General features: G+C 67.1%; 13 protein-coding genes. 3 read left to right on the top strand and 10 right to left on the bottom strand.

Going from position 1 to position 22967, the window contains the following annotated elements; all coding sequences use genetic code 11:
• Position 1 precedes the first annotated feature (1 nt).
• The gene (locus ASC95_RS18660) at positions 2 to 604 is read right to left on the bottom strand and encodes a chalcone isomerase family protein (protein ID WP_082567915.1); all 603 of its coding nucleotides are present in this window, start codon (positions 602 to 604) and stop codon (positions 2 to 4) included.
• Complete coding sequence (gene queG, locus ASC95_RS18655) at positions 601 to 1737, bottom strand: tRNA epoxyqueuosine(34) reductase QueG (RefSeq protein WP_200960167.1); 1137 nt, start codon at positions 1735 to 1737, stop codon at positions 601 to 603. The genes ASC95_RS18660 and queG overlap by 4 nt, the downstream gene beginning before the upstream one ends.
• Here queG and tsaE point away from each other — a divergent pair, their 5' ends adjacent.
• Together tsaE and ASC95_RS18645 are read left to right on the top strand one after the other, a co-directional pair.
• Positions 1738 to 2205 carry a tRNA (adenosine(37)-N6)-threonylcarbamoyltransferase complex ATPase subunit type 1 TsaE gene (tsaE, locus tag ASC95_RS18650; RefSeq protein ID WP_235537971.1) on the top strand — a complete coding sequence of 156 codons (468 nt, stop codon included), beginning with the start codon at positions 1738 to 1740 and terminating at the stop codon, positions 2203 to 2205. It begins immediately after the preceding gene.
• Positions 2202 to 3581, top strand: coding sequence for an N-acetylmuramoyl-L-alanine amidase (locus ASC95_RS18645; RefSeq protein WP_057299213.1), 1380 nt, complete (start codon positions 2202 to 2204; stop codon positions 3579 to 3581). Before tsaE ends, ASC95_RS18645 begins: the two co-directional genes overlap by 4 nt.
• A 603-nt stretch (positions 3582 to 4184) precedes the next feature.
• On the opposite strand, the gene ASC95_RS18640 is transcribed toward ASC95_RS18645, so the two are convergent.
• Together ASC95_RS18640 and ASC95_RS18635 are read right to left on the bottom strand one after the other, a co-directional pair.
• Positions 4185 to 4385 carry a YbdD/YjiX family protein gene (locus ASC95_RS18640; RefSeq protein WP_057299212.1) on the bottom strand — a complete coding sequence of 67 codons (201 nt, stop codon included), beginning with the start codon at positions 4383 to 4385 and terminating at the stop codon, positions 4185 to 4187.
• A complete protein-coding gene (locus ASC95_RS18635; protein WP_057299495.1) occupies positions 4378 to 6441 on the bottom strand; it encodes a carbon starvation CstA family protein in 2064 nt (687 codons plus the stop codon). Before ASC95_RS18635 ends, ASC95_RS18640 begins: the two co-directional genes overlap by 8 nt.
• A 238-nt stretch (positions 6442 to 6679) precedes the next feature.
• On the opposite strand from ASC95_RS18635, the gene ASC95_RS18630 reads away from it, so the two are divergent.
• The gene (locus ASC95_RS18630) at positions 6680 to 7075 is read left to right on the top strand and encodes a hypothetical protein (protein WP_057299211.1); all 396 of its coding nucleotides are present in this window, start codon (positions 6680 to 6682) and stop codon (positions 7073 to 7075) included.
• Positions 7076 to 7091: 16 nt separating this feature from the next.
• Here the strand turns inward: ASC95_RS18630 and ASC95_RS30805 are convergent, their stop codons facing one another.
• From ASC95_RS30805 to ASC95_RS18600, 6 genes are all read right to left on the bottom strand, one after another.
• The gene (locus ASC95_RS30805) at positions 7092 to 9545 is read right to left on the bottom strand and encodes a response regulator (protein ID WP_162250806.1); all 2454 of its coding nucleotides are present in this window, start codon (positions 9543 to 9545) and stop codon (positions 7092 to 7094) included.
• Positions 9546 to 9550: 5 nt separating this feature from the next.
• The gene (locus ASC95_RS18620; RefSeq protein WP_200960166.1) at positions 9551 to 16705 is read right to left on the bottom strand and encodes a HAMP domain-containing protein; all 7155 of its coding nucleotides are present in this window, start codon (positions 16703 to 16705) and stop codon (positions 9551 to 9553) included.
• A gap of 153 nt (positions 16706 to 16858) precedes the next feature.
• The gene (locus ASC95_RS18615; RefSeq protein ID WP_057299209.1) at positions 16859 to 17494 is read right to left on the bottom strand and encodes a response regulator transcription factor; all 636 of its coding nucleotides are present in this window, start codon (positions 17492 to 17494) and stop codon (positions 16859 to 16861) included.
• Positions 17491 to 18858, bottom strand: a complete 1368-nt coding sequence (locus ASC95_RS18610; protein ID WP_235537970.1) for a cache domain-containing protein — start codon at positions 18856 to 18858, stop codon at positions 17491 to 17493. Before ASC95_RS18610 ends, ASC95_RS18615 begins: the two co-directional genes overlap by 4 nt.
• On the bottom strand, positions 18858 to 22232 hold the full coding sequence (locus tag ASC95_RS18605) for a S41 family peptidase (protein WP_057299208.1): 3375 nt from the start codon (positions 22230 to 22232) through the stop codon (positions 18858 to 18860). The genes ASC95_RS18610 and ASC95_RS18605 overlap by 1 nt, the downstream gene beginning before the upstream one ends.
• A gap of 73 nt (positions 22233 to 22305) precedes the next feature.
• A complete protein-coding gene (locus ASC95_RS18600; RefSeq protein ID WP_056201588.1) occupies positions 22306 to 22953 on the bottom strand; it encodes a DedA family protein in 648 nt (215 codons plus the stop codon).
• Between the last annotated feature and the right edge of the window lie 14 nt (positions 22954 to 22967).

Below are 22967 nucleotides of genomic sequence, written 5' to 3'. Positions count from 1 at the left end.
TTCAGGACGGCTGGCCCAGCAGGCCCGCGCGCAACCGGGCATCGCTGTTGCTGTCGCCCAGGAAAACCTTCAGGAAGGCCGTGTAGAAGTCCTGGCCCTCAATGGGCTTGCCCCAGACCTTGCCATTGACCGACAGGATGGTGCCACCCTGGGCCGGCAGATAGTCGATGTGCAGCAGGTCACCCTTCTTCACGCGGCCCACCTCGGCGATGGCGGTGTTGAACTGCTTCAGGCGCTCGGCCACCGCCGCCTTCTCGGCCTCGGTGGAGTTGCGGTTCACGCCCTTGGTGATGGCCTTGACGAATTCCTGGGTCGACACGTCCTTGACGAGGGGAATGACGATGCGCATCTCCAGCCGCTTGGGGCCGGACTCGGCGTAGATCGCGTCGGGCGCCGCCGCCTTTTGCGGCAGGTAGAGGGCCGCGAGATAGAGCGGGTAGATGGCCACCTGGCGCTTCCCGGTACCGTTCAGCACGAGGGTGCTGCCGCCGAGCTGCAGCGTGTCGGGGAAGTCCTGATTTTCATAACGGACGGCCAGGGCGGGCGCGGATGCGGTTGCGGCCAGGGCGAGAACGGCCACACGGCGGCGGATGGACAAGGTCATTCACGGGCTCCAACGGTCAGCGGGCCGGACGATAACGCGGCAGCCGACGCGGACGAGGACAAGGCCCAGGCGATGTGCTCGGCCACCACCTCGTCGGCTCCGTGCCCGGCTTGCTGCAAAGCGGCACGCAGGGCCGGATCGTCGCGGACCCGCAAGGCATTGCCCGCCGCCACCGCCAGATTGCGCCGCCAGCGGGCGAAACCGATGCGGCGGATGGCCGAGCCTTCCGTGCGGCGCAGGAATTCGCTTTCGTCCCATCCAAGCAGCGTGGCAATCGGCTCGCCCGCCATGCCTGGGCGCACGTCGAAGTCGGCCAGCACAGCGGGCTGCGCGAACTTGTTCCATGGGCAGGCCAGTTGGCAGTCATCGCAGCCATAGACGCGATTGCCCAGCAAGGGCCGCAGCTCGACGGGTATCGGCCCATCGTGTTCGATGGTCAGGTAAGAGATGCAACGCCGAGCGTCGACGCGGTAGGGCGCGGTGATCGCCGCGGTCGGGCAGACGTCGATGCATGCCCGGCATTCGCCGCAATGCGCGCTGACAGCTTCGGTCAAGGGCAAGGCCAGATCGATGAAGAGCTCGCCCAGGAAGAACATCGAGCCGGCCTCGCGGTGCAGTGTCAAGGTGTGCTTGCCACGCCAGCCCAGGCCCGAGCGCGCGGCCAATTCGACCTCCAGCACCGGCGCAGAGTCGGTGAAGACGCGGTAGCCCAACGGCCCGACTTCGGCCTCCAGTCTCTCTGCAAGCTTTTGCAGCCGCTGGCGCAGCACCTTGTGATAGTCCCGGCCGCGGGCATAGATCGAGATCTGCGCCTGCTCCGGCTTCGCCAAGCCAGCCCATTCGACGGCCTGCCAGCCCGGCTCGGTGGCCTGGGGCAGGTAGTCCATGCGCGCCGTGATGACGCGCAGCGTGCCGGGCACCAGCTCGGCAGGCCGTGCGCGCTTCATGCCATGCGTGGCCATGTACTGCATGCGGCCATGGTGGCCGGCGTCCAGCCAGGCCTGCAGGCCCGGCTCGGCGCTGCTGAGGTCCACGTCGGCCACGGCGATCTGTGAGAATCCCAACTCATGCGCCCAGCCGCGCAAACGGAACAGCAGCGCGCTGGCATCGACAGTGGACGGGACCTCTTGCATTTGGCACCGATTTTAGAAACCGATCTGCTGTGGCCCGACGAGGCCGCGGCCCAGGTCACCGCCGAACGTCTTGCGGCGGTACTGCTCCCCTCTCCCGACGCCACGATTGAACTACACGGGCCGCTCGGTGCGGGCAAGACGACCTTCGTGCGGCTGCTGCTGCGCGCCCTGGGCGTGCAAGGCCGCATCAAGAGTCCGAGCTATGCCGTGATGGAGGTGTACGAGCTTCCGGGGGGCGGCAGCGCGAGCCACTTCGACTTCTACCGCTTTGGCGACCCACGCGAGTGGGAGGACGCCGGCTTTCGCGACGTCTTCGCCGCGCCGGGGCTCAAGCTCTGTGAATGGCCCGAGAAGGCCGCCGGCCAGTTGCCGCCGGCCGACCTGCAGCTCTTCCTCGAACTGATGCCCGACGACAGCCGCCGCGTGCGCGTGGTGGGCACGCAAAACCTCGTCGAGGCCGTGAAATGAAGCGTCGTCATTCCCTCGGCATGCTCGCCCTGCTGCTGAAGGCTCCCGACACGCTGGCTGCGAGCAGCCAGGCCAGCATCGTCGCCGTGCGCGTCTGGCCGGCGCAGGAGTACACCCGCGTCACCATCGAGTCCGACAAGCCGCTGACGGTCAAGCATTTCCTGGTCGACTCGCCCCACCGCCTCGTCATCGACATCGACGGCCTGGAACTGAGCCCGGGGCTGCGCGAGCTGATTGGCAAGGTCAAGGCCGACGACCCCTACATCACCGGCGTGCGCGTCGGCCAGAACACGCCCACCGTCGTGCGCATCGTGCTGGACCTGCGCCAGCCCGTGGCGCCGCAGATCTTCACGCTGGCGCCGGTGGCCGCTTACAAGAACCGCCTGGTCTTCGATCTCCACCCCAAGTTCGAGGCCGACCCGCTGGTGGCCATCGCCAACGAGCGCACCAAGGCACCGGCGGCAGCCCCGCCCTCCCCAGCCCAGCGCGCCGAGGCTGCTGCCAGTGCCGTCAACGATGCTCTCGGCGACCTGATCCAGAAGATCGAGCGCCCGCCCGCGCCGGCGGCCTCGGCCCCGGTGCAGCCGCCCGCGCCGGCCGCCTCCAAACCCGCGCCTGCGCCGGCTCCCGGCCCTGCCGTCGAACCCAAGATCGACCGCCTCATCATCATTGCGCTGGACCCCGGCCACGGCGGCGAAGACCCCGGCGCCGTCGGCCCCTCCGGGCTGCGCGAGAAGGATGTCGTCCTGGCAGTAGGCCTCAAGCTGCGCAAGCGGCTCCAGACCAACCCCAACATCCGCGTGCTGATGACACGCGACGCCGACTTTTTCGTGCCGCTGCAGGACCGCGTGCACAAGGCGCGCCGCGTGCAGGCCGATCTCTTCGTCTCCATCCATGCCGACGCGTTCTTCACGCCACAGGCGCGGGGCGCCTCGGTCTTCGTGCTCAGCGACGGCGCGGCGACGAGTGCCGCCGCGCGCTGGATGGCCAACCGCGAGAACGCGGCCGACATGGTTGGCGGCGTCAATGTCGGCGCGGCCACCAAGGACGCCAATGTGCTGCGCGCCCTGCTCGACATGAGCACCACGGCGCAGATCAAGGACAGCTTGAAGCTCGGCAGCGAGGTGCTGGGGCAGATCGGCAAGGTCGGCCGGCTGCACAAGGCCAAGGTCGAGCAGGCAGGCTTCGCGGTGCTGAAGGCGCCAGACATTCCCAGCATCCTGGTGGAGACGGCCTTCATCTCCAACCCGGAGGAAGAGAAGAAGCTGCGCGACGCGGACTATCAGGACGAACTGGTGGATGCGCTGGCGTCAGGCATCGCCAGGTACTTTGCGAAGAATCCGCCGATGGCGAGGAAGCGGAGCACGACGTTGTAGGGTGGGTTGCTTTTTCGCAGAGCGGTTTTGTTCGCTGCATTGCCGGGAGTCCGTCCCGGCGGCCGGGTAACTTTCTTCTGCGGGGCCAGAAGAAAGTCACCAAAGAAGAGGCCCTGAACCGCACACGAGCGCGACGCCGCCATCAGCGGCGCGCGAAAACAGCCACCGGCATTGCGACAAAAAGCGAGCCGCTGCGCTCTCGCACACGACTTGTGACGAGCCCGACGCATCGCACGAGCACCCCGTTCGACGCGCGGCTGCACGCCGGGCTCATCAAAACAGCCCAATGCAGCGTCGCTCGGGCGACGCGGCTGTTCGGTATTTCCTGATGAGCCCGGCGTGCAGCCGGCGTCAACTGGCATGATGGTCCGATCGCTGGCGCTCTTCACAAGTCGTGTGCGAGAGCGCAGCGGTTCGCTTGTAGGCCCGGCGCTGCTTCGAGCTTGCGAGCGCCTGATCCCGCTCGAGTGCGGATTGCATTGGCGCTCCTCTTTTGGTGACTTTTCTCTGGCGCGTCAGAGAAAAGTTACCCGCCCTCGCGGGGCGGATTCCCGCGGCACTGCACGCGAGTCATAAGGACAACGGCAAAAGCAACCTAACCAATCAGCAGCATTTACCAACCCGCGCCGAGTACCTCGCCGCCTGCCTCTCCCTGAAGAACTCCTCATAGCTCATCGCCGCCCTCTCCGGGTGCGTCGCCTGGTGGTGGGCCAGGTAGCTGCCGTAATCCGGCACGCCCACCATCAGGCGCAGGCTCTGCGTCAGATACCGCCCGGCCTGGGCCAGTTCGCGCAGCTCAAGCACGTTGTCCCGCCGGCAGCAGCACAAAGGCGGTTTCCTGCGCCGTGACCTTGGCAGCGCGGCGTGCAGCCAGCACGGCCTTGACGCTGTAGATCAGCACGCTGATGACCACGCCCATGAAAAGCGCACACAGCGCCGCATCCAGCCTGTCGTTGAACACCACCCGCGACATCGCATCCAGTGTCTTGGCCGGCGCCAACACCTTGCCCTCGGCAATCGCCGCGGCGTATTTGTCGGCATGGGCCAGGAAACCGAGCTTGGGGTCGGCCGCGAAGATCTTCAGCCAGCCGGCCGTCATCGTGCACACCAGCAGCCAGGCCGCCGGCACGGCCGTGACCCAGGCGTAGCGGTCCTTCTTCATCTTGAAGATGACGACCGTGCCCAGCAGCAGCGCCACTGCGGCCAGCATCTGATTGGCGATGCCGAACAGCGGCCACAGCGTGTTGATACCGCCCAGCGGATCGACGACACCCTGGTAGAGGAAGTAGCCCCAGGCCGCCACGCACAGTCCGGTCGCGACGAAATTGGCCACCCAGCTCTCGGTGCGCTTGAGCGACGGCACAAAGCTGCCCAGCAGGTCCTGCAGCATGAAGCGGCCGGCGCGCGTTCCCGCGTCAACGGCGGTCAGGATGAAGAGCGCCTCGAACAGGATGGCGAAGTGGTACCAGAAGGCCATCAGCGCCTTGCCGCCCACCACCTGGTGCAGGATCTCGGCCATGCCCACGGCCAGCGTTGGCGCGCCGCCAGCACGGGCCAGGATGGTTTTCTCGCCGACGTCGGCCGCGGCCTGGGTCAGCATCTCGGGCGTGACGACGAAGCCCCAGGTGGACAACGTCTGCGCGACCGTGGCCGCGTCCTTGCCGACGACCGCGGCCGGGCTGTTCATCGCGAAATAGACGCCCGGCTCGATGCAGGAGGCAGCTACCAGCGCCATCACGGCAACGAAGCTCTCTGCCAGCATGCCGCCATAACCGATGTAGCGGGCATGGGTTTCGTTCTCCAGCAGCTTCGGTGACGTGCCCGAGGAGATCAGTGCATGGAAACCCGACACGGCGCCGCAGGCGATGGTGATGAACAGGAAGGGAAAGAGGCTGCCCGCCCAGACTGGGCCGTTGCCACCGGCGAACTGCGTCAGCGCCGGCATCTTCAGCGGCGGCGCGACGATGACGATGCCGATGGCCAGCGCGATGATGGTGCCAATCTTCAGGAAGGTGCTGAGGTAGTCGCGCGGCGCCAGCAGCAGCCAGACCGGGATGCAGGCGGCGACGAAGCCGTAGCCAATCAGCAGGCCGACCAGCGTCGTCGGTTGCAGCGTGAAGATGGGCGCGAGCGTCGGACTCTCGCTGACGGCCTGGCCGCCGAAGATGGCACCCATCAGCAGCACGAAGCCGATGACCGACACCTCGCCGATACGGCCCGGCCGGATGAAGCGCAGGTAGACGCCCATGAACAGCGCCACGGGAATCGTCGCCGCCACCGTGAACAGGCCCCAGGGCGAATCGGCCAGGGCCTTGACAACGATCAGCGCCAGCACCGCCAGGATGATGATCATGATCATGAAGGCGCCAAACAGCGCGATCAGCCCGGGCACCGTGCCCATCTCCTGCTTGACGAGGTCGCCAAGGGACCGGCCATCGCGGCGCGTGGAAATGAAAAGAACGATGAAATCCTGCACCGCGCCGGCAAAGACGACGCCGGCCAGGATCCACAGCAGGCCTGGCAGATAACCCATCTGCGCCGCCAGCACCGGGCCGACCAGCGGGCCGGCACCGGCAATCGCCGCAAAGTGGTGGCCGTAGAGCACGTGCTTGTTGGTGGGCACGTAGTCGAGCCCGTCGTTGTACTTCCAGGCCGGCGTCTGGCGCTTGGGGTCCAGTTCCAGCACCTTGTTGGCGATGAACAGGCTGTAGTAGCGGTAGGCGATGAGGTAGGTGCACAGGGCGGCAGCCACGACCCACAGTGCGCTGATCGTCTCGCCGCGGCTCAGGGCCACGGTGGCGAGGGATGCGGCACCCAGGATCGCAACGCCCGCCCACGCAAGGTGGCGGCGCAGATTCATGAGGTTTGTCTCCGTTGCGGTGCACACCTCGACACGGGGCGCGACCGTGATGGAAGTCTCGGCAAACGGGCGCTGCGCGGCATCGGTCAAGCCACGCGGGCCAGGCGCGCGGCAATACCTAAGGGTCAACCCCGAAACACCCTCTTACGCAACGGCGCAGGACGGCGTCAACGACGGGCGGGGCGTAGCGTTGTTCGAGCACGGCCAGCATCTTGTTCGGCCCTGTAGGAGTCCCGCCATGCTTCGTTCCCTCATCGCCGCTTTTGCCGCCACCGCCGCCCTGCTGGGCGCCGCTTCCGCCCAGGCAGGCACACACTGGTCCATCGGCGTCAACCTGCCGGCCGCGGGTGTCGTCGTGTCGAACGGCGGTTACTACGCACCTGCACCCGCTCCGGTCTACTACGAGCCGGCACCGGTCTACTACGAGCCCGCACCCGTCGTGCGCTATGCGCCGGCTCCCCGCTATGTCGAGCGTGACGTCTATTACGCGCCGCCGCCGCGGGTGGTTTATGCGCCGTCGTACCGCGAGCGTCGCTGGGAAGGTCGCGACGACCGCTGGAACCACGGCCGCCACGAGCGCAACGACCGTTGGAGCCATGACCGCGACGACTACGGTCCCCGACGCGGTCACTGAATGCGCCCCGGCCCGATCAGCGCCCTGCCATCTCGCCGCGGATCTCGGTCAGCAGCACCTGCAGATCGGGCAGGTCGAAGGGCTTGAGCAGCGCCCGCACATGGGGGCCGAAGTCCGACAGGTCCGAGCCCATCTCATAGCCCGACGAGAACACCAGCCATTCCTGCGGCGAGAGGCGCAGGATGGCTCGGGCCAAGTCGATGCCTGACATGCCGGGCAGGCTGACGTCGGTCACCACGAGGTCGAACTTGCCAGGCGCATAGATTGCAAGAGCCTCTTCTGCCGTGGCGCAGCTTTGCGGCTGCAGGCCCGCCTCCTCGAGCAGGTAGGCGATCTGTTCACGCAGGTCGGCGTTGTCCTCCACGAACAGCACCTGCATGGCTGGCTCCGGCGTGGCCTCAGGGGCGGTACGGTGCAGCTCAGCCACGGCGCGGGCCAGCAGATGCGGCGACACCGCCTTGGGCAGGCAGCGCTGGAAGCCCGCCTCGAGCGCGGCCTGACGATCGGTCGCGCGCACATAGGCCGTGACGGCCGCCGCGGGCAGCACGTCGGGGCTCAGCCCCATCGCCTTGCGCACATGCCGGATCAGGTCATAACCACCCATGCCGGGCATGCCCAGATCGCTCAACATCACGTCAAAGCGCTGCTGCTGCAGCAAGGCGATGGCGGCCTCGGCCGACTCGGCCGTGACGACATCGGCACCGCGCTCGGACAGCAGGCGGGCATGGGCCTCGAGCACGTCGGGGTGGTCGTCAACGAGCAGCACCCGCACGCCCGAGATCAAGGGCTCGACACCGCCCGCCTCGGTTTCAATCCCCGACACGTTTGACAGGCCGGCGCGCGGCAGGCGCAGGCTGAACACCGAGCCCTGGCCGCGGCCCGCACTGTGGGCCGCCACCTCGCCGCCATGCAGCTCGACGAGGTTCTTGACGATGGACAAGCCCAGCCCCAGGCCGCCATGCACGCTGGAGGCGGTGCCATCGGCCTGGGTGAAGCGGTCGAAGAGCTGCGGCAGGAATTCAGGGTCAATTCCCTGGCCGGTATCACTGACGGCCACTTCGGCGATGGGGCCGTTGACTTTCGTCGACAGCGTGACGCTGCCGCCCGCGGGCGTGAACTTCATCGCGTTGGTGACGAGGTTCATGACGACCTGCGTGAGCCGGCGAGCGTCGCCGAAGACCTCGGCAGCCTCGGGCGCCAGTTGCAGCAGGATCTCGATCTGGCGCGACTGCGCCGTCGGGCGGGCCGTGTCGGCTGCCCCTGCAACGATGCCGTTCAGATCCACCCGCTCGACGTTCATCAACTGCTTGCCAGCGACGATGCGGCTCATCTCCAGCAGGTCGTCGACCAGGACGGCCTGGGCCTGGGCATTGCGCGCGATGGCCTGGATGCCCCGCTGCAGCATGCCGGGCTGCACGCCGGGGTGGGTGAGCACATTGACCCAGCCGAGGATGGCCGCCAACGGCGTGCGCAGCTCGTGGCTGATGGCGGCGACGAACTCCTCCTTGGCGCGAGCGGCCTGGTCGGCGGCCCCGCGCGCGGCCTGCTCCGCGGCCAGCAGCTGATCGCGGCGCAGCTGCAGCTCGCGGCGGTCGGTGATGTCGTGGAAGTAGACGGACAGGCCGTCGTGAGAGGGATAGCAATGGCATTCCAGCCAGCGCTCCGGGGCACCCGGCGCCATGGCCTCGAAGGACACGGCCTGGCTACCCTTGGCCCGGGCCTTGTCGAAGCCGGCCTCGAACTCGCCGGCGCCGAAGACTTCGCCGCTGCGTCGCCCCGTGAGTTCGGCGGCCCCACGGCCGAGCAGGCGAGCGCCCTGCTCGTTGACGTAACCGATGCGCCCGTCATGCTCGATGAGAAGCAGGCCATCGGTGATGCTGCTCATCATGGCCCGCAGCCGGCGGTCGGCCACGTGGAAGGCCTCGGTACGCTCGGTGACGCGGCGCTCCAGCGTCTCGTTGAGCTCGCGCAAACGCTCCTCGGCGAGGCGCTTCTCCTCCACCTCGGCCTGCAGGGCCAGGTTGGCGCGCTGCAGCTGGCGGGTCTTGCGGTCCAGCTCGGCAAAGACTGCCACCTTGGAACGCAGCACCGCCGGGTTCACGGGCTTGTGCAGATAGTCGACGGCGCCTGAGCCATAGCCCTGCAGGCGGTACTGGTCCTGATCGAAATAGGCGGTCAGGAAGATGATGGGCAGGTGGGCATTGCGCTTGCGCTCCTTGATCATCTGCGCCAGCTCGATGCCATTCATGTCGGGCAGCTGGATGTCCAGCACCATGACGGCGAACTCCTGGCCCATCAGCGCGAGCAGGGCCTGGTCGGCCGACAGCGCCCGCACGATGCGGTAGCCCGGGTCCGCCAGCACGCTCTCCAGCACAAGCAGGTTGGCCGGTTCGTCGTCAACGATCAGGATGTTAGTGAGCTCTTCAGCGCCCGCCACCGGCTCCACGACGTCGTCTGTCGTTGTCGGCATCGTCATCACCGGTACAGCCACACGCGCATCAGCGACAGCAGCTGGGCCGTGTTGACGGGTTTGGAGATGTAGTCGCTGGCGCCGGCCTCCAGGCATTTCTCGCGGTCACCCTTCATGGCCTTGGCGGTCAGGGCCAGGATGGGCAGGTTGCGGAACTCGGCATGTGAGCGGATCTCGCGCATGGTTTCGTAGCCATCCATGTCCGGCATCATGATGTCCATCAGCACCAGGTCGAGATCGGGTGTGTGCTGGATGATCTCGACGGCGGCACGGCCGCTGGTGGCGGTCAGCACCTGCATCTCCTGATTCTCCAGCAATGTCGTCAGCGCAAAGATGTTGCGGGCGTCGTCGTCCACCACCAGCACGCGTCGGCCATGCAGCATCTCGGCGGCGCCATGCAGCTTGTGCAGGATCTCCTGCTTGCCCGGCGGCAGCTCGGTGACGACGCGGTGCAGGAAGAGGGCCGTCTCGTCGAGCAGGCGTTCAGGGCTCTGCACATCCTTGAGCACCACGCTCTTGGCCAGGGCGCGCAGCTGCTTCTGCTCGGCGCTGGACAGATCCTTGCCGGTGAAGACGACGACCGGCACGGCCGCCAGGGAAGGGTCGGCATGCAGCTGCTCCAGCAGGCCGAAACCGCTGACGTCGGGCAGGCGAAGATCCAGCACGATGCAGTCGAAGGTCTGCTCACGCAGCATCTGCAACGCCGCCGCGCCGGTGCCGACGGCCTGCAGCTCGATGTCGTCGTGGCCGAGCAGCTCGATGATGGCCTGGCGCTCGATGTCGTTGTCCTCGATGACGAGCAGCCGCTTGGTGCGCGGCACCGTGAAGTCGCGGATGCGGTCCAGTGCCGCCTCCATCTCCTCGCTGGTGGATGACTTCACCACATAGGAGAAGGCGCCGTGGGCCAGGCCGTGGTTGCGGTCCTCCTCGGCGACGCTGAAGATCTGCACCGGGATGTGGCGGGTCAGCGGGTCGAGCTTGAGCTGGTTGAGCACCGTCCAGCCCAGCATGTCGGGCAGGAAGATATCCAGCGACACGGCGGTCGGCTTGAAGCGCCGCGCCAGCTCCAGGCCCAAGCTGCCCTTGAGCGCCACCAGCCCTTTGAAGCCGCGGTCCCGCGCCAGGCCCAGCACGATGCGGGCGAAGTGGGGGTCGTCCTCGATGATGAGCAGGACCGAGTCGCCCTCCTCGATGTTCTCGCGGTCGTCAGGCACCTGGGTTTCGCGCACCAGCGGCAGGTTGTTGCGCGCCGGGGTGGTCGGGCGGCTGTGCGTGGGCAGGGCCGACATGCTGGCGCTGTCCGCGCCGGCGAAATGCAGGGGCAGGAAGAGCGTGAACGTGCTGCCATGGCCGTGCACGCTGCTCAGGCGGATTTCGCCGCCCAGCAGGGCTGCCAGCTCACGACTGATGGCCAGGCCCAGGCCGGTGCCGCCGTATTTGCGCGAAGTGCCGGCATCGGCCTGCTGGAAGGCCTCGAAGATCAGGCGCTGCTTCTCGGGCGCCACGCCAATGCCGGTGTCCTCGACGGCAAAGGCCAGCACATGCTGGGCCTTGCTCAGCACCGGATGCTCCGTACTCCAGCCCTCAGTGGCCAGGCTGACGCGAAGTTCCACATGGCCGTGCGCCGTGAACTTCACTGCGTTGGACAGCAGGTTCTTCAGGATCTGCTGCAGGCGTTTGGCATCGCTTTCCATGCTGCGCGGCAGGTCGTCGGCGAACGTCAGGCGCAGCGGCAGGCTCTTGGCTTCGGCCACATGGCGGAAGTTGCGGTCGATGCTGTCGCGCAGCGACACGAACGAGATGTCCTCGATCTCCACCGTGACGGTGCCCGACTCGATCTTGGACAGGTCCAGGATGTCGTTGATCAGGTGCAGCAGGTCGGAGCCCGACGAGTTGATGTTGCGCGAGAACTCGACCTGCTTGGTAGAGAGGTTGCCGTCGTTGTTGCTGGCCAGCTGCTGGCTCAAGATCAGGATGGAGTTCAGCGGCGTGCGCAGCTCGTGCGACATGTTGGCCAGGAACTCCGACTTGTATTTGGACGTCAGCGCCAGTTCGGCGGCCTTGTCCTCCAGCGCGTGGCGGGCCTGCTCGACCTCAGCATTCTTGCGCTCCACTTCCTCGTTCTGCTCGGCCAGCAGCCGGGCCTTGGTGCCGAGCTGCTCGTTGGTCTCCTGCAGTTCGCTCTGGCGCGACTGCAGCTCCACCGTCAGCTGCTGCGACTGGGCCAGCAGCGACTCGGTGCGCATCGTCGCCTCGATGGTGTTGAACACGGCGCCGATGCTCTGCGTCAGCAGTTCCAGGAAGGCCAGCGAGCCGCTCGTGAAGGGCTGCAGCGTGGCCAGTTCGATGACGGCCTTGGTTTGCCCCTCGAACAGCACCGGCAGCACGACGACGCTGACGCGCTGCGCATGGCCCAGGCTGGACGAGATGGCGACGAAGTCGGAGGCAATGTCGGCCAGCAGCGTGCTGCGCTTTTCCAGCGCGCATTGCCCGACCAGGCCTTCGCCCATCTCGATGGTCGGCGCCAGCCGCACGGCACCCGACTGCGCGTAGCTGGCCAGCAGGCGCAACTGCGGCCGGTTGTCGCCTTCGGCGGCGGCGACGTGATAGATGGTGCCCTGGTGCGCCTGCACCAGCGGCGCCAGCTCGGTCAGCAGCATCTGGCTGACGGTCTGCAGCTCGCGTTGGCCCTGCAACATGCCGGTGAACTTGGCCAGGTTGGTCTTGAGCCAGTCCTGCTCGCGGTTGCGCTCGGTCGTCTCGCGCAGGTTGGAGATCATCGTGTTGATGTTGTCCTTGAGTTCGGACACCTCGCCCTTGGCCTCCACCTGGATGGCGCGCGTCAGGTCGCCCTTGGTTACGGCCGTGGCCACCTCGGCGATGGCGCGCACCTGCGTCGTCAGGTTGGCGGCCAGCAGGTTGACGTTGCCGGTCAAGTCCTTCCATGTGCCCGACGCGCCGGGCACGTGGGCCTGGCCACCCAGGCGCCCGTCCACGCCCACCTCGCGCGCCACGTTGGTCACCTGCTCGGCGAAGGTGGCCAGCGTGTCGGTCATGTTGTTGATGGTGTCGGCCAGCGCCGCCACCTCGCCCTTGGCCTGCACCGTCAGGCGCTGGGTCAGGTTGCCGTTGGCCACGGCCGTCACGACCTTGACGATGCCACGCACCTGCTCGGTCAGGTTGGAGGCCATGAAGTTGACGTTGTCGGTCAGGTCCTTCCAGGTGCCGCCCACGCCGGCCACCTTGGCCTGGCCGCCGAGCTTGCCCTCGGTGCCCACCTCGCGGGCCACGCGCGTGACCTCGCCGGCAAAGGCGTTGAGCTGGTCGACCATGGTGTTGATGGTGTTCTTCAGCTCCAGGATCTCGCCGCTGACGTCCACCGTGATCTTGCGGTTCAGGTCGCCGCGGGCCACGGCTGTCGTCACCTCGGCGATGTTGCGCACCTGGGCCGTCAGGTTGGCGCCCATGGTGTTGACCGAGTCGGTCAGGTCCTTCCAGGTGCCGGCCACGCCGGGCACCACGGCCTGCACGCCCAGGCGCCCTTCGGTGCCGACCTCGCGGGCCACCCGCGTGACCTCGGACGCGAAGGAGCGCAGCTGCTCTACCATGGTGTTGATGGTTTCCTTGAGCTGCAGGATCTCGCCGCGCACGTCCACAGTGATCTTCTTGGACAGGTCGCCGTTGGCCACGGCAATGGTCACGTCGGCGATGTTGCGCACCTGACCGGTCAGGTTGGAAGCCATCGAGTTCACGTTGTCCGTCAGGTCCTTCCAGGTACCGGCCACGCCGGGCACCTGGGCCTGGCCACCGAGCTTGCCTTCCGTGCCCACCTCGCGCGCCACGCGGCTCACTTCGGAGGCGAAGGCGCCGAGCTGCTCGACCATGGTGTTCATGGTTTCCTTCAGCTGCAGGATTTCGCCCTGCACGTCCACCGTGATCTTGCGGCTGAGGTCGCCGCGCGCAATTGCCGTGGCCACGTCGGCGATGTTGCGCACCTGGCCCGTCAGGTTGGAGGCCATCGAGTTGACGTTGTCGGTCAGGTCCTTCCACACGCCCGCCACGCCTGGCACCGCCGCCTGGCCACCCAGCTTGCCCTCGGTGCCGACCTCGCGCGCCACCCGCGTCACTTCGGACGCGAAGGCTCGCAGCTGGTCGACCATCGTGTTGATGGTTTCCTTCAGCTGAAGGATCTCGCCGCGCACGTCGACGGTGATCTTCTTGGACAGGTCGCCGTTGGCCACCGCGATCGTCACGTCGGCGATGTTGCGCACCTGGCCGGTGAGGTTGGACGCCATCGAGTTGACGTTGTCGGTCAGGTCCTTCCAGGTGCCGGCCACGCCCGGCACCTGCGCCTGGCCCCCGAGCTTGCCTTCGGTGCCCACCTCGCGCGCCACCCGCGTCACTTCACCGGCGAAGGCGTTGAGCTGGTCGACCATGGTGTTGATGGTGTCCTTGAGCTCCAGGATTTCGCCGCGCACGTCGACCGTGATCTTCTTGGACAGGTCACCGTTGGCCACGGCCGTGGTCACCTCGGCGATGTTGCGCACCTGACCGGTCAGGTTGGACGCCATGAAGTTGACGTTGTCCGTCAGGTCCTTCCAGGTGCCGGCCACGCCGGGCACCTGGGCCTGGCCGCCGAGCTTGCCGTCCGTGCCCACCTCGCGCGCCACGCGGCTGACCTCGGAGGCGAAGCCGTTGAGCTGGTCGACCATGGTGTTGAGCGTGTTCTTCAGGGCCAGGATCTCGCCCTTGACCTCCACGGTGATCTTCTTGGACAGGTCGCCGCTGGCCACGGCGGTGGCCACGTCGGCGATGTTGCGCACCTGACCGGTCAGGTTCGACGCCATGAAGTTGACGTTGTCGGTCAGGTCCTTCCACGTGCCCGCCACGCCCGGCACCTGGGCCTGGCCGCCGAGCTTGCCGTCCGTGCCCACCTCGCGCGCAACACGGCTCACTTCGGAGGCGAAACCGTTGAGCTGGTCCACCATCGTGTTGAGCGTGTTCTTCAGCTCCAGGATCTCGCCCTTCACGTCCACGGTGATCTTCTTGGACAGGTCGCCATTGGCCACGGCCGTGGCCACGTCGGCGATGTTGCGCACCTGGCCGGTCAGGTTAGACGCCATCGAGTTGACGTTGTCGGTCAGGTCCTTCCACGTGCCCGCAACACCTGGCACCTGGGCCTGGCCGCCGAGCTTGCCGTCGGTGCCCACCTCGCGCGCCACGCGGCTGACCTCGCCGGCGAAACCGTTGAGCTGGTCCACCATCGTGTTGATCGTGTTCTTCAGCTCCAGGATCTCGCCGCGCACGTCCACGGTGATCTTCTTGGACAGGTCGCCGTTGGCCACCGCCGTGGTCACGTCGGCGATGTTGCGCACCTGGGCGGTCAGGTTGGTCGCCATCGCGTTGACGGAGTCGGTCAGGTCCTTCCAGATGCCGGCCACACCGCGGCCTTGCGCCTGGCCGCCGAGCTTGCCGTCGGTGCCCACCTCGCGCGCCACCCGTGTCACTTCGGAGGCAAAGCCGCCAAGCTGGTCGACCATGGTGTTGATGGTGTTCTTCAGCTCCAGGATTTCGCCGCGCACGTCCACGGTGATCTTCTTGGACAGGTCGCCGTTGGCCACGGCCGTCGTCACCTCGGCGATGTTGCGCACCTGGCCGGTCAGGTTGGAGGCCATGAAGTTGACGTTGTCGGTCAGGTCCTTCCAGGTGCCGGCCACGCCGGGCACCTGGGCCTGGCCGCCGAGCTTGCCGTCCGTGCCCACCTCGCGCGCCACGCGGCTGACCTCGCCGGCAAAGCCGTTGAGCTGGTCGACCATCGTGTTCATGGTGTTCTTCAAGGCCAGGATTTCGCCCTTGACCTCCACGGTGATCTTCTTGGACAAGTCGCCGCTCGCCACGGCGGTGGCCACGTCGGCGATGTTGCGCACCTGGTTGGTCAGGTTGGACGCCATCGAGTTGACGTTGTCGGTCAGGTCCTTCCAGGTGCCGGCCACGCCGGGCACCGCGGCCTGGCCGCCGAGCTTGCCCTCGGTGCCCACCTCGCGGGCCACGCGGGTCACTTCGGAGGAGAAGCCGTTGAGCTGGTCGACCATCGTGTTGATGGTTTCCTTCAGCTCCAGGATCTCGCCCTTCACGTCCACCGTGATCTTGCGGCTCAGGTCGCCGCGCGCCACGGCCGTCGTCACGTTGGCGATATTGCGCACCTGGGCCGTCAGGTTGGTCGCCATCGCGTTGACCGAGTCCGTCAAGTCCTTCCAGGTGCCTGCCACGCCGGGCACCACGGCCTGGCCGCCCAGGCGCCCGTCGGTGCCCACCTCGCGCGCCACGCGGGTCACTTCGGACGCAAACGAGCGCAGCTGATCCACCATGGTGTTGGTGGCTTCCTTGAGCTGCAGGATCTCGCCGCGCACGTCCACGGTGATCTTCTTGGACAGGTCGCCATTGGCCACCGCGATCGTCACCTCGGCGATGTTGCGCACCTGCGCGGTCAGGTTGCCTGCCATCTGGTTGACCGAGTCGGTCAGGTCCTTCCAGACGCCCGACACGCCCTTCACCTGGGCCTGGCCGCCGAGCTTGCCCTCGGTACCCACCTCGCGAGCCACGCGAGTCACTTCACTCGTGAACACCGACAGCTGGTCGATCATGGTGTTGACCAGGCGCGCGGAGCGCAGGAACTCGCCCTTGAGCTCGCGGCCGTCCACTTCCAGCTCCATCGACTGGCTCAGGTCGCCCTTGGCCACGGCGCCGATGGTGCGCGCGATCTCGGCGGTCGGCCGCACCAGGTCGTCCATCAGCGTGTTGATCGACTCCACCTTGGTGGCCCAGCCGCCCAGGGAACCCGGCATCGACATGCGGTGCTTGAGCCGGCCTTCCTTGCCGACCGTGGCGGAGAGCCGCGACACCTCGGAGGCAATGCGCGCCTCCTGGGCGGTGATCTGGTTGAAAGCGGCAGCGATCTGGCCGTCGACGCCGTCCCAGCTGTTGGGCAGGCGGATCGTGAAGTCACCGTCGCGCAGTGCAGACAACGCCGCCAGTATCTGGCGCGAGCGTGGGGCGCTCAACCCGGCATCGCCGTTCAATACACTGGTCGCCACAGCCTGTGCCGCTGCCTTGGGATTGGCGCGCTTCCTGCCAGGTTGCTGCGCGATGTCGACACTCATGGTCCCGCCCGATTCAGAAATTAGGAGTGAGTTTCGCCCGGCGCGCGAGTCATTTCAAACCGTTGCGCGGTGAACGAAAAATGCCCGCTTCTAGCATGGCAATCTAGGGGGATCAAGTCCCTTTTCCCGGCCGCTCTTGCGTGAACACGCGAGTCATTTCAATCCGGCTTCTCGTGCATGCTCGACCGCATATCGGATCAGCTCCGCCTGCCCGTCCAGCTCCAGCTTGCGCTTGATGCTTTGACGGTGGGCTTCGACGGTGCGCACCGACAGGTCCAGGTCACGTGCAATCTGTTTGCTTGAAGCGCCCTGCCCCAGCAGGCTGAGGATCTCGCTTTCGCGTGGCGTCAGCACCGGCTTGGGGGCCTGGCCACGGAAGAGCCGGCCTGAGACTGCAGCGCTCAGGAAGGTACCGCCCGCGGCCACCGCGTCAATCGCCGACACGATCTCGGTCGCCGGCGCATCCTTGAGCACATAACCCCGCGCACCAGCGGTCAGCGCGCGTTGCACGTATTCGGGGTTGTCATACATGCTGAACATCAGCAACTTGATGGACGGCCGGACGGCCAGCATCTCAGCACCCAGCGTGATGCCGTTGCCGTCCTTCAAGCCGACATCCATCAGCACGACGTCGGGCGCCGTGCGCACTAACTGCTCCAGGGCCTCAGCGCGCCCGCCGGCCTCACCGACGATCTCGAAGCGCGGCACGGCGGCCAGGCGCGCAACCAGGCCCTCACGCACCATCGGGTGGTCGTCAACGAGCAGGATGCGGATGGGTGTCGGGGTCATGCGGCAGCGCGAGCCAGGTCGGAAGCCGCTAGTTTGACCGTGAGGCGACTGCCCATGCCGGGGGAAGCGAAAAGGCTCAGGCGGGCACCGAGGGCGGCCGCCCGCTCGCGCATGCTGCGCAGGCCGAGGCCCTGGTCGGCCGCGGCCTGCGCGGCTTCGGCGTCGAAACCCTGGCCGTCGTCGTTGATTTCCAGCGCCAGGCCACCGTCTCGCTCGAAACGCAGCAGCACGCTTACCGTCGTCGCATGGGCATGCCGGGCCGCGTTGTTCAGCGCCTCCTGGGCAATGCGGAACAGCGCCGTATTCACGGCCTCGGGCAGGCCGACTTCCTCGCCCTCGACCACTACTGAGAAATGCGTGCCACCGGCCGCGTCGAACTCGCCCGCCAGATGCTGCAGCGCCGCAGGCAGGCCGAGGGTGTCCAGCAATGCCGGCCGCAACGCGTGGGACAGGTGGCGCACCTCGGCCAGCGTGCTGTTCAGGCGCTTCAAGGCCAGCTCCTGCAGCCTCGCAGCGCCCTCGGGTTCGTGCTGGGCCGACTCGATCAGCAGCTTGGTGGCCACCAGGGCCTGGCTGACGCCGTCATGCAGCTCGAGTGCCAGCCGTGCCCGCTCGTCCTCCTGGCTCTGCACGACCTGGCGAGCGAGGGCGCGCAGCTTGGCCTCGGCGCTGCGGTGCTCGCTCAGGTTCAGGGCCAGCGCGCCGGCGCTGATCAGCGCGACGCCGAAGACGGCAACGGCGCCCACCCACAGCATGGTGGCCGTGATGTTCTGGCGCGCGCCACGCTCCAGCTCGGCCATCGTCGCCTCGATGCCGTCCAGGTACAGGCCCGTGCCCAGCATCCACTGCCACTGCGGCACGGCGACGACATAGCCCAGCTTGGGCGCCAGCAGGCTGCTCGAAGGTTTGCGCCACAGGTACTCGACATAGCCGCCGCCAGCCTGGGCCTGGGCAATCAACTGCTGGATGGTGGGCCGACCCTGGGGGTCACGCAGCTCCCACAGGTTCTGCCCGATCAGCTCAGGCTGGCGTGAATGCATCAGCACGCGGCCGTCGAGGGAATAGACGAAGAAATAGCCGTCGCGGCCGTAGTCCAGCGACGACAGGATGGCCAGCGCCCTCTCGGGCCCGCCCGGCTGGCCGAGCAGCGGCTGGATGGTGCTGACCGCCAGGTCGACGTAATGCTTGAGTTCGGTGCGCCGCGCGTCCATGTAGCTGGCGCGCACCAGCGCATGCTCGCGTGCGGCCAACTCGCTTTCCTGCTGGCGCACGGCCAACGCAATCAGCGCCAGCGACGCCAGCAGCGGCAGCAGGGCCAGCAGGAACAGGCGGCCCCGCAGGGACAGGGCCGCCCATGGCTTCATCAGCGCCCCAAGGTCGCCGCGGCGGGCGCCGATTTGCGCTGGATCGGCTTCCAGGCCTCCAGCCGCTTCAGCACATCGGCGATCGCCGCGTCCAGCTGCGTGTCATCACCGCGGTTGACGGCGGCCGGGTCGAGTTCGACGTCGATGTCCGGCGCCACGCCCTCGTTCTCGATGCGCCATTCGCCTTCGGGGGTGTAGAAGCGGAAGAAAGGCACGGTCAGGAAACCACCATCGATCAGCGGCGGGTTCACCGAGATGCCGATCAGCCCGCCCCAGGTGCGCTTGCCGATCAGCGGCCCCAGGCCCACGCGCTTGAAGGCATAGGGCATGAAGTCGCCGCCCGAGCCGGCATCCTGGTCGATCAGCATGGCCTTGGGGCCGTAGATGGCGCCGCCCGGTGTGTCGAAGACCAGACCGTCACGGTCCTTCCAGCTGCCCAGGTAAGGCCGGGCCAACAGCTCGGTCACGTAGTTTGCCGCTTGCCCACCGCCATTGCGGCGGTCGTCGACGATCAGCGCCTGCTTGTCGACCTGTGCAAAGAACATGCGGTTGAAATGCTCGAAGCCCTGGCCCGCGGTGTCGGGCATGTAGACGTAGGCGATCTTGCCACCGCTCTTTTGCTCGACCTTCCTGCGGTTGCCGTCGATCCAGGCCCAGCGGCGCAGCAGGCTCTCGTTGGCGATGGGCTCGACCGTGATGTCGCGGCGGCCCTTGCCGGTGCCGTCGTGGGCGATGCTCAGCACCACCTGCTTGCCAACGGTGTTCTCCAGCAGCGCATAGATGTTGGTCTTGTCATCCAGCTCATGCCCACCGATGGCCAGGATGTAGTCGCCCTCCTTCACGCCCAGGCCCGGCACGCTCAGCGGCGAGCTCAGGTTGGGGTTCAGGCGGTCGCCGGCATAAAGCTTGGCGATGCGATAGCGGCCCTGCTCCACGGCAAAGTCCGCGCCGAGCAGGCCGACGGCCACATTGGCCTCATGGTGCACATCGCCACCGCCGGTGCGGTTGTGGCCCACCTGCAGCTCGGCAATCATCTGCACCAGCAGGTCGTTCAGGTCCTCGCGGCGCTGCACATGGCCGAGCTGGGGCAGGTAGCGGTCGTAGACGGCCTGCCAGTTCAGTCCGTGCAGCGCGGGGTCGTAGAAGAAGGCGCGCTCCATCCACCAGGCCTCGTCGAAGATCTGCTTCCATTCGGCCTTGGGGTCGACGCGGGCGCGCAGGCCGGAGGTGTCCACCGGCTTGCTGTCGCCCTTGTCATTGGCGTCACCCACCTCGAGCTTGCCGCCGGCCACCGTCAGCAGCAGCTTCTTGCGGTCCTCGCTGAGCGAGAAGTCGGCGATGCTGGTGCGCAACAGCTTGGGCTTGCGCTCCTCGAAATCGAAACGCCACAACTCGGCCGTCGCACGGCGCTCGGCCTGCGGCGGCTCGGTGCTGGCGCCGGGCTGTGGGTGCTGCAGATACAGGAGTGCGCCGTCGGACGCGACGGACAGGCTGTCGTAGTTGCGCTCGGCCACCGGCAGGGCCACGAGGCGGTCGGCCAGGCCATCGAGGTCGATCTTGATGGGCTTGACCGGCTTGACAGGTTCCGGCTTGGACTTCTCGTCCTTCTTGGCATCAGCCTTCTTGTCTTCCTTCTTGGCATCAGCCTTCTTGTCTTCCTTCTTGGCCTCGTCCTTGGTCTCGTCCTTGGCGTCGTCTTTCTTGTCGTCCTTCTTGCCATCCTCATCGCCGGCCTTGGGCGCCAGCGGCGACTTGCCGTCCGCGGCCAGCACCAGCGCATAGAGGCCGACGCGGCGCGGGCGTTCCTGGGTGGAAAGATCCAGGCCGACGGCCGTCGGACCGGAGTTGATGGAGGCCGTGAAGTAGAGGTAGTCTCCCTTGGCCGAGAAGGCCGGGTTGGCCGCATGGGCAAGGCCATCGGTCACCGCATGGTTGCGGCCGGTCGCCATGTCGTGCAGCCAGACGCGGCCGAAATAGTTGTCACCCGAACTCGTGAAGGCCAGCCAGCGGCTGTCCGGAGAAATGGAGATGTCGGTGGCACCGCGGCGCACATCGGTCGCGACCTTGACGAGCTGGCCGCGCTGCGGTCCCGCCGCCAGGCTCATGCGGTAGAGGTTGAGGTGGTTGTCCGCCAGCACGAGCTGGTTGCCGTCGGGCGTCCAGTCGGCCAACGTGAAGTAACCCTCCTTGGGCAGCAGGAAACGCTCCTTGGCCCCCAGGCCGTTCTGCGCCGACAGCACCACCTCATGGCGCATGCCGGGCGCGTCCGAGAGGTAGGCGATGCGCTGGCCGTCGGTGCTCCACAGCGCGTCCTTCTCGCGCACGCCGGCGGTCTCGGTCAGGTTGCGCACGCTGCCATCCTTGACCGGCACCGTGAACACCTCGCCACGGGCGCTGACGACAACGCGTTTGCCGGTGCTGGACAGCTGGGCATGGGTGAGCGTCTTGCCCGCATCCTTCCACTGTGGCCGCGCCTGGGGCGCGATGCTGGTCAGCTGAATGTCGAGCACGCGCGGCTCGCCGCCCGACAGCTCGATCTGCTTGATGCGGCCACCCGATTCATAGACCAGGGTCGTGCCGACGGCGTCCACGCTGCGCACGTCCCACTGCGTCTCCTTCGTCAGCTGGCGCAACGATTGCGTCGCGGGGTTGAAGGCAAAGAGATTGGCTGCGCCGTCGGCCCGGTCGGAGATGAAGACGACTTCGCCGCCGGCCCAGACCGGCGCCGAGTCGGTCGCATTGACGTGGGGAATCTGCTGCCATTTCTGGCTGGCCACATCCATGATCCACACCGGCGGCGTCGAGCCGCCGCGGCTCTGGCGCCAGCCGCTCACGCCGGCATAGGCGGCGTTGTAGGGGCGGTAGGCGAGCTGCCTGCCGTCGGCCGACCAGGCGCCCTCGAAGGCCACGGCCTTCATGACCTGCTTCTCGTAGCCGCCTTCCACGCTGACCTCGTAGAGCTGGTTGCTGCGGTTGTTCAACACCTCGCGCGGCGAGGCGAACAGCACGCGCTTGCCGTCGGGGCTCCAGCCGCTGACAACATCAGCCGTCGGATGCCAGGTCAGGCGCCTGGGTGCGCCGCCGTCCAGGCCGATGACGTAGACGTCGGTATTGCCGTCATAGCTGGCCGAGAAAGCGATGCTCCTGCCATCCGGTGAGAAGCGCGGCGCGAACTCGGCAGCGGCATGGCTGGTCAGGCGGCGGGCATTGCCGCCATTGCGGTCGGCCAGCCAGAGATCGCCGGCGTAGACGAAGGCCAGGTGGTCCTTGGACACGGCGGGCTGGCGCAGCATCAGCGTCGGTTCAGCCGCCAAGGCCGCGCCGGAGGTCATCCAGGCGCAGGCCAGGGCCAGGGCAATACGGGACAGGGTCATCGGGATCTCCGATTGGACGAAACCCGCGACTCTATTGCGCCTCGAGCACGGCGCCGAAAGTCAGCCGGCCGCCTCAGCCCGGCTGGCGCTTGAACCTGGCTTTGAGGCCGCCGGCGATGATGACCAGGCCGGGGATGAGGATCATGGCCCAGATGATCTTGTCCAGGTTGGTCTTGACCCAGGGCACATTGCCGAAGACATAGCCGATCAGCGTGACGCCGCAGACCCACAGCACGCCGCCGCCCACGTCATACAGCGTGAACTTGCGCCGCGTCATCTGCGCCACGCCGGCCACGAAGGGCGCGAAGGTGCGCAAAAAGGGCATGAAGCGGGCCGCGACGAGGGTGATGCCGCCGTACTTCTCGTAGAAGGCATGGGCCTTCTCGAAGGCGGCCTTGTTGAAGAAGCGCGAGTCCTCCCACTGGAAGACGCGCGGGCCGAAATGCCGGCCGATGCTGTAGTTGCTCTGGTTACCGAGGATGGCCGCTGCCGTCAGCAGCGCCATGGACAGGCCCAGGTCCATCAGCCCGACGCCACACATGGCGCCGACGACAAAGAGCAGGGAGTCCCCGGGCAGAAAGGGCATGACGACCACGCCGGTCTCGACGAAGATGATCAGGAAGAGCAGCGCATACACCCAGGCGCCGTAACTCGCGACGAAGTTGGCCAGGTGCTGGTCGACGTGCAGGACGAAGTCGATGAGGAAGGGAAGGAAATCCATGGGCGGCGATTATC

It is taken from the genome of Pelomonas sp. Root1217 (assembly GCF_001425705.1).
Taxonomy (GTDB): Bacteria; Pseudomonadota; Gammaproteobacteria; order Burkholderiales; family Burkholderiaceae_C; genus Pelomonas.
The sequence above is the reverse complement of the archived record's forward strand: the minus strand, read 5'-3'. Positions and strand labels throughout refer to the sequence as shown.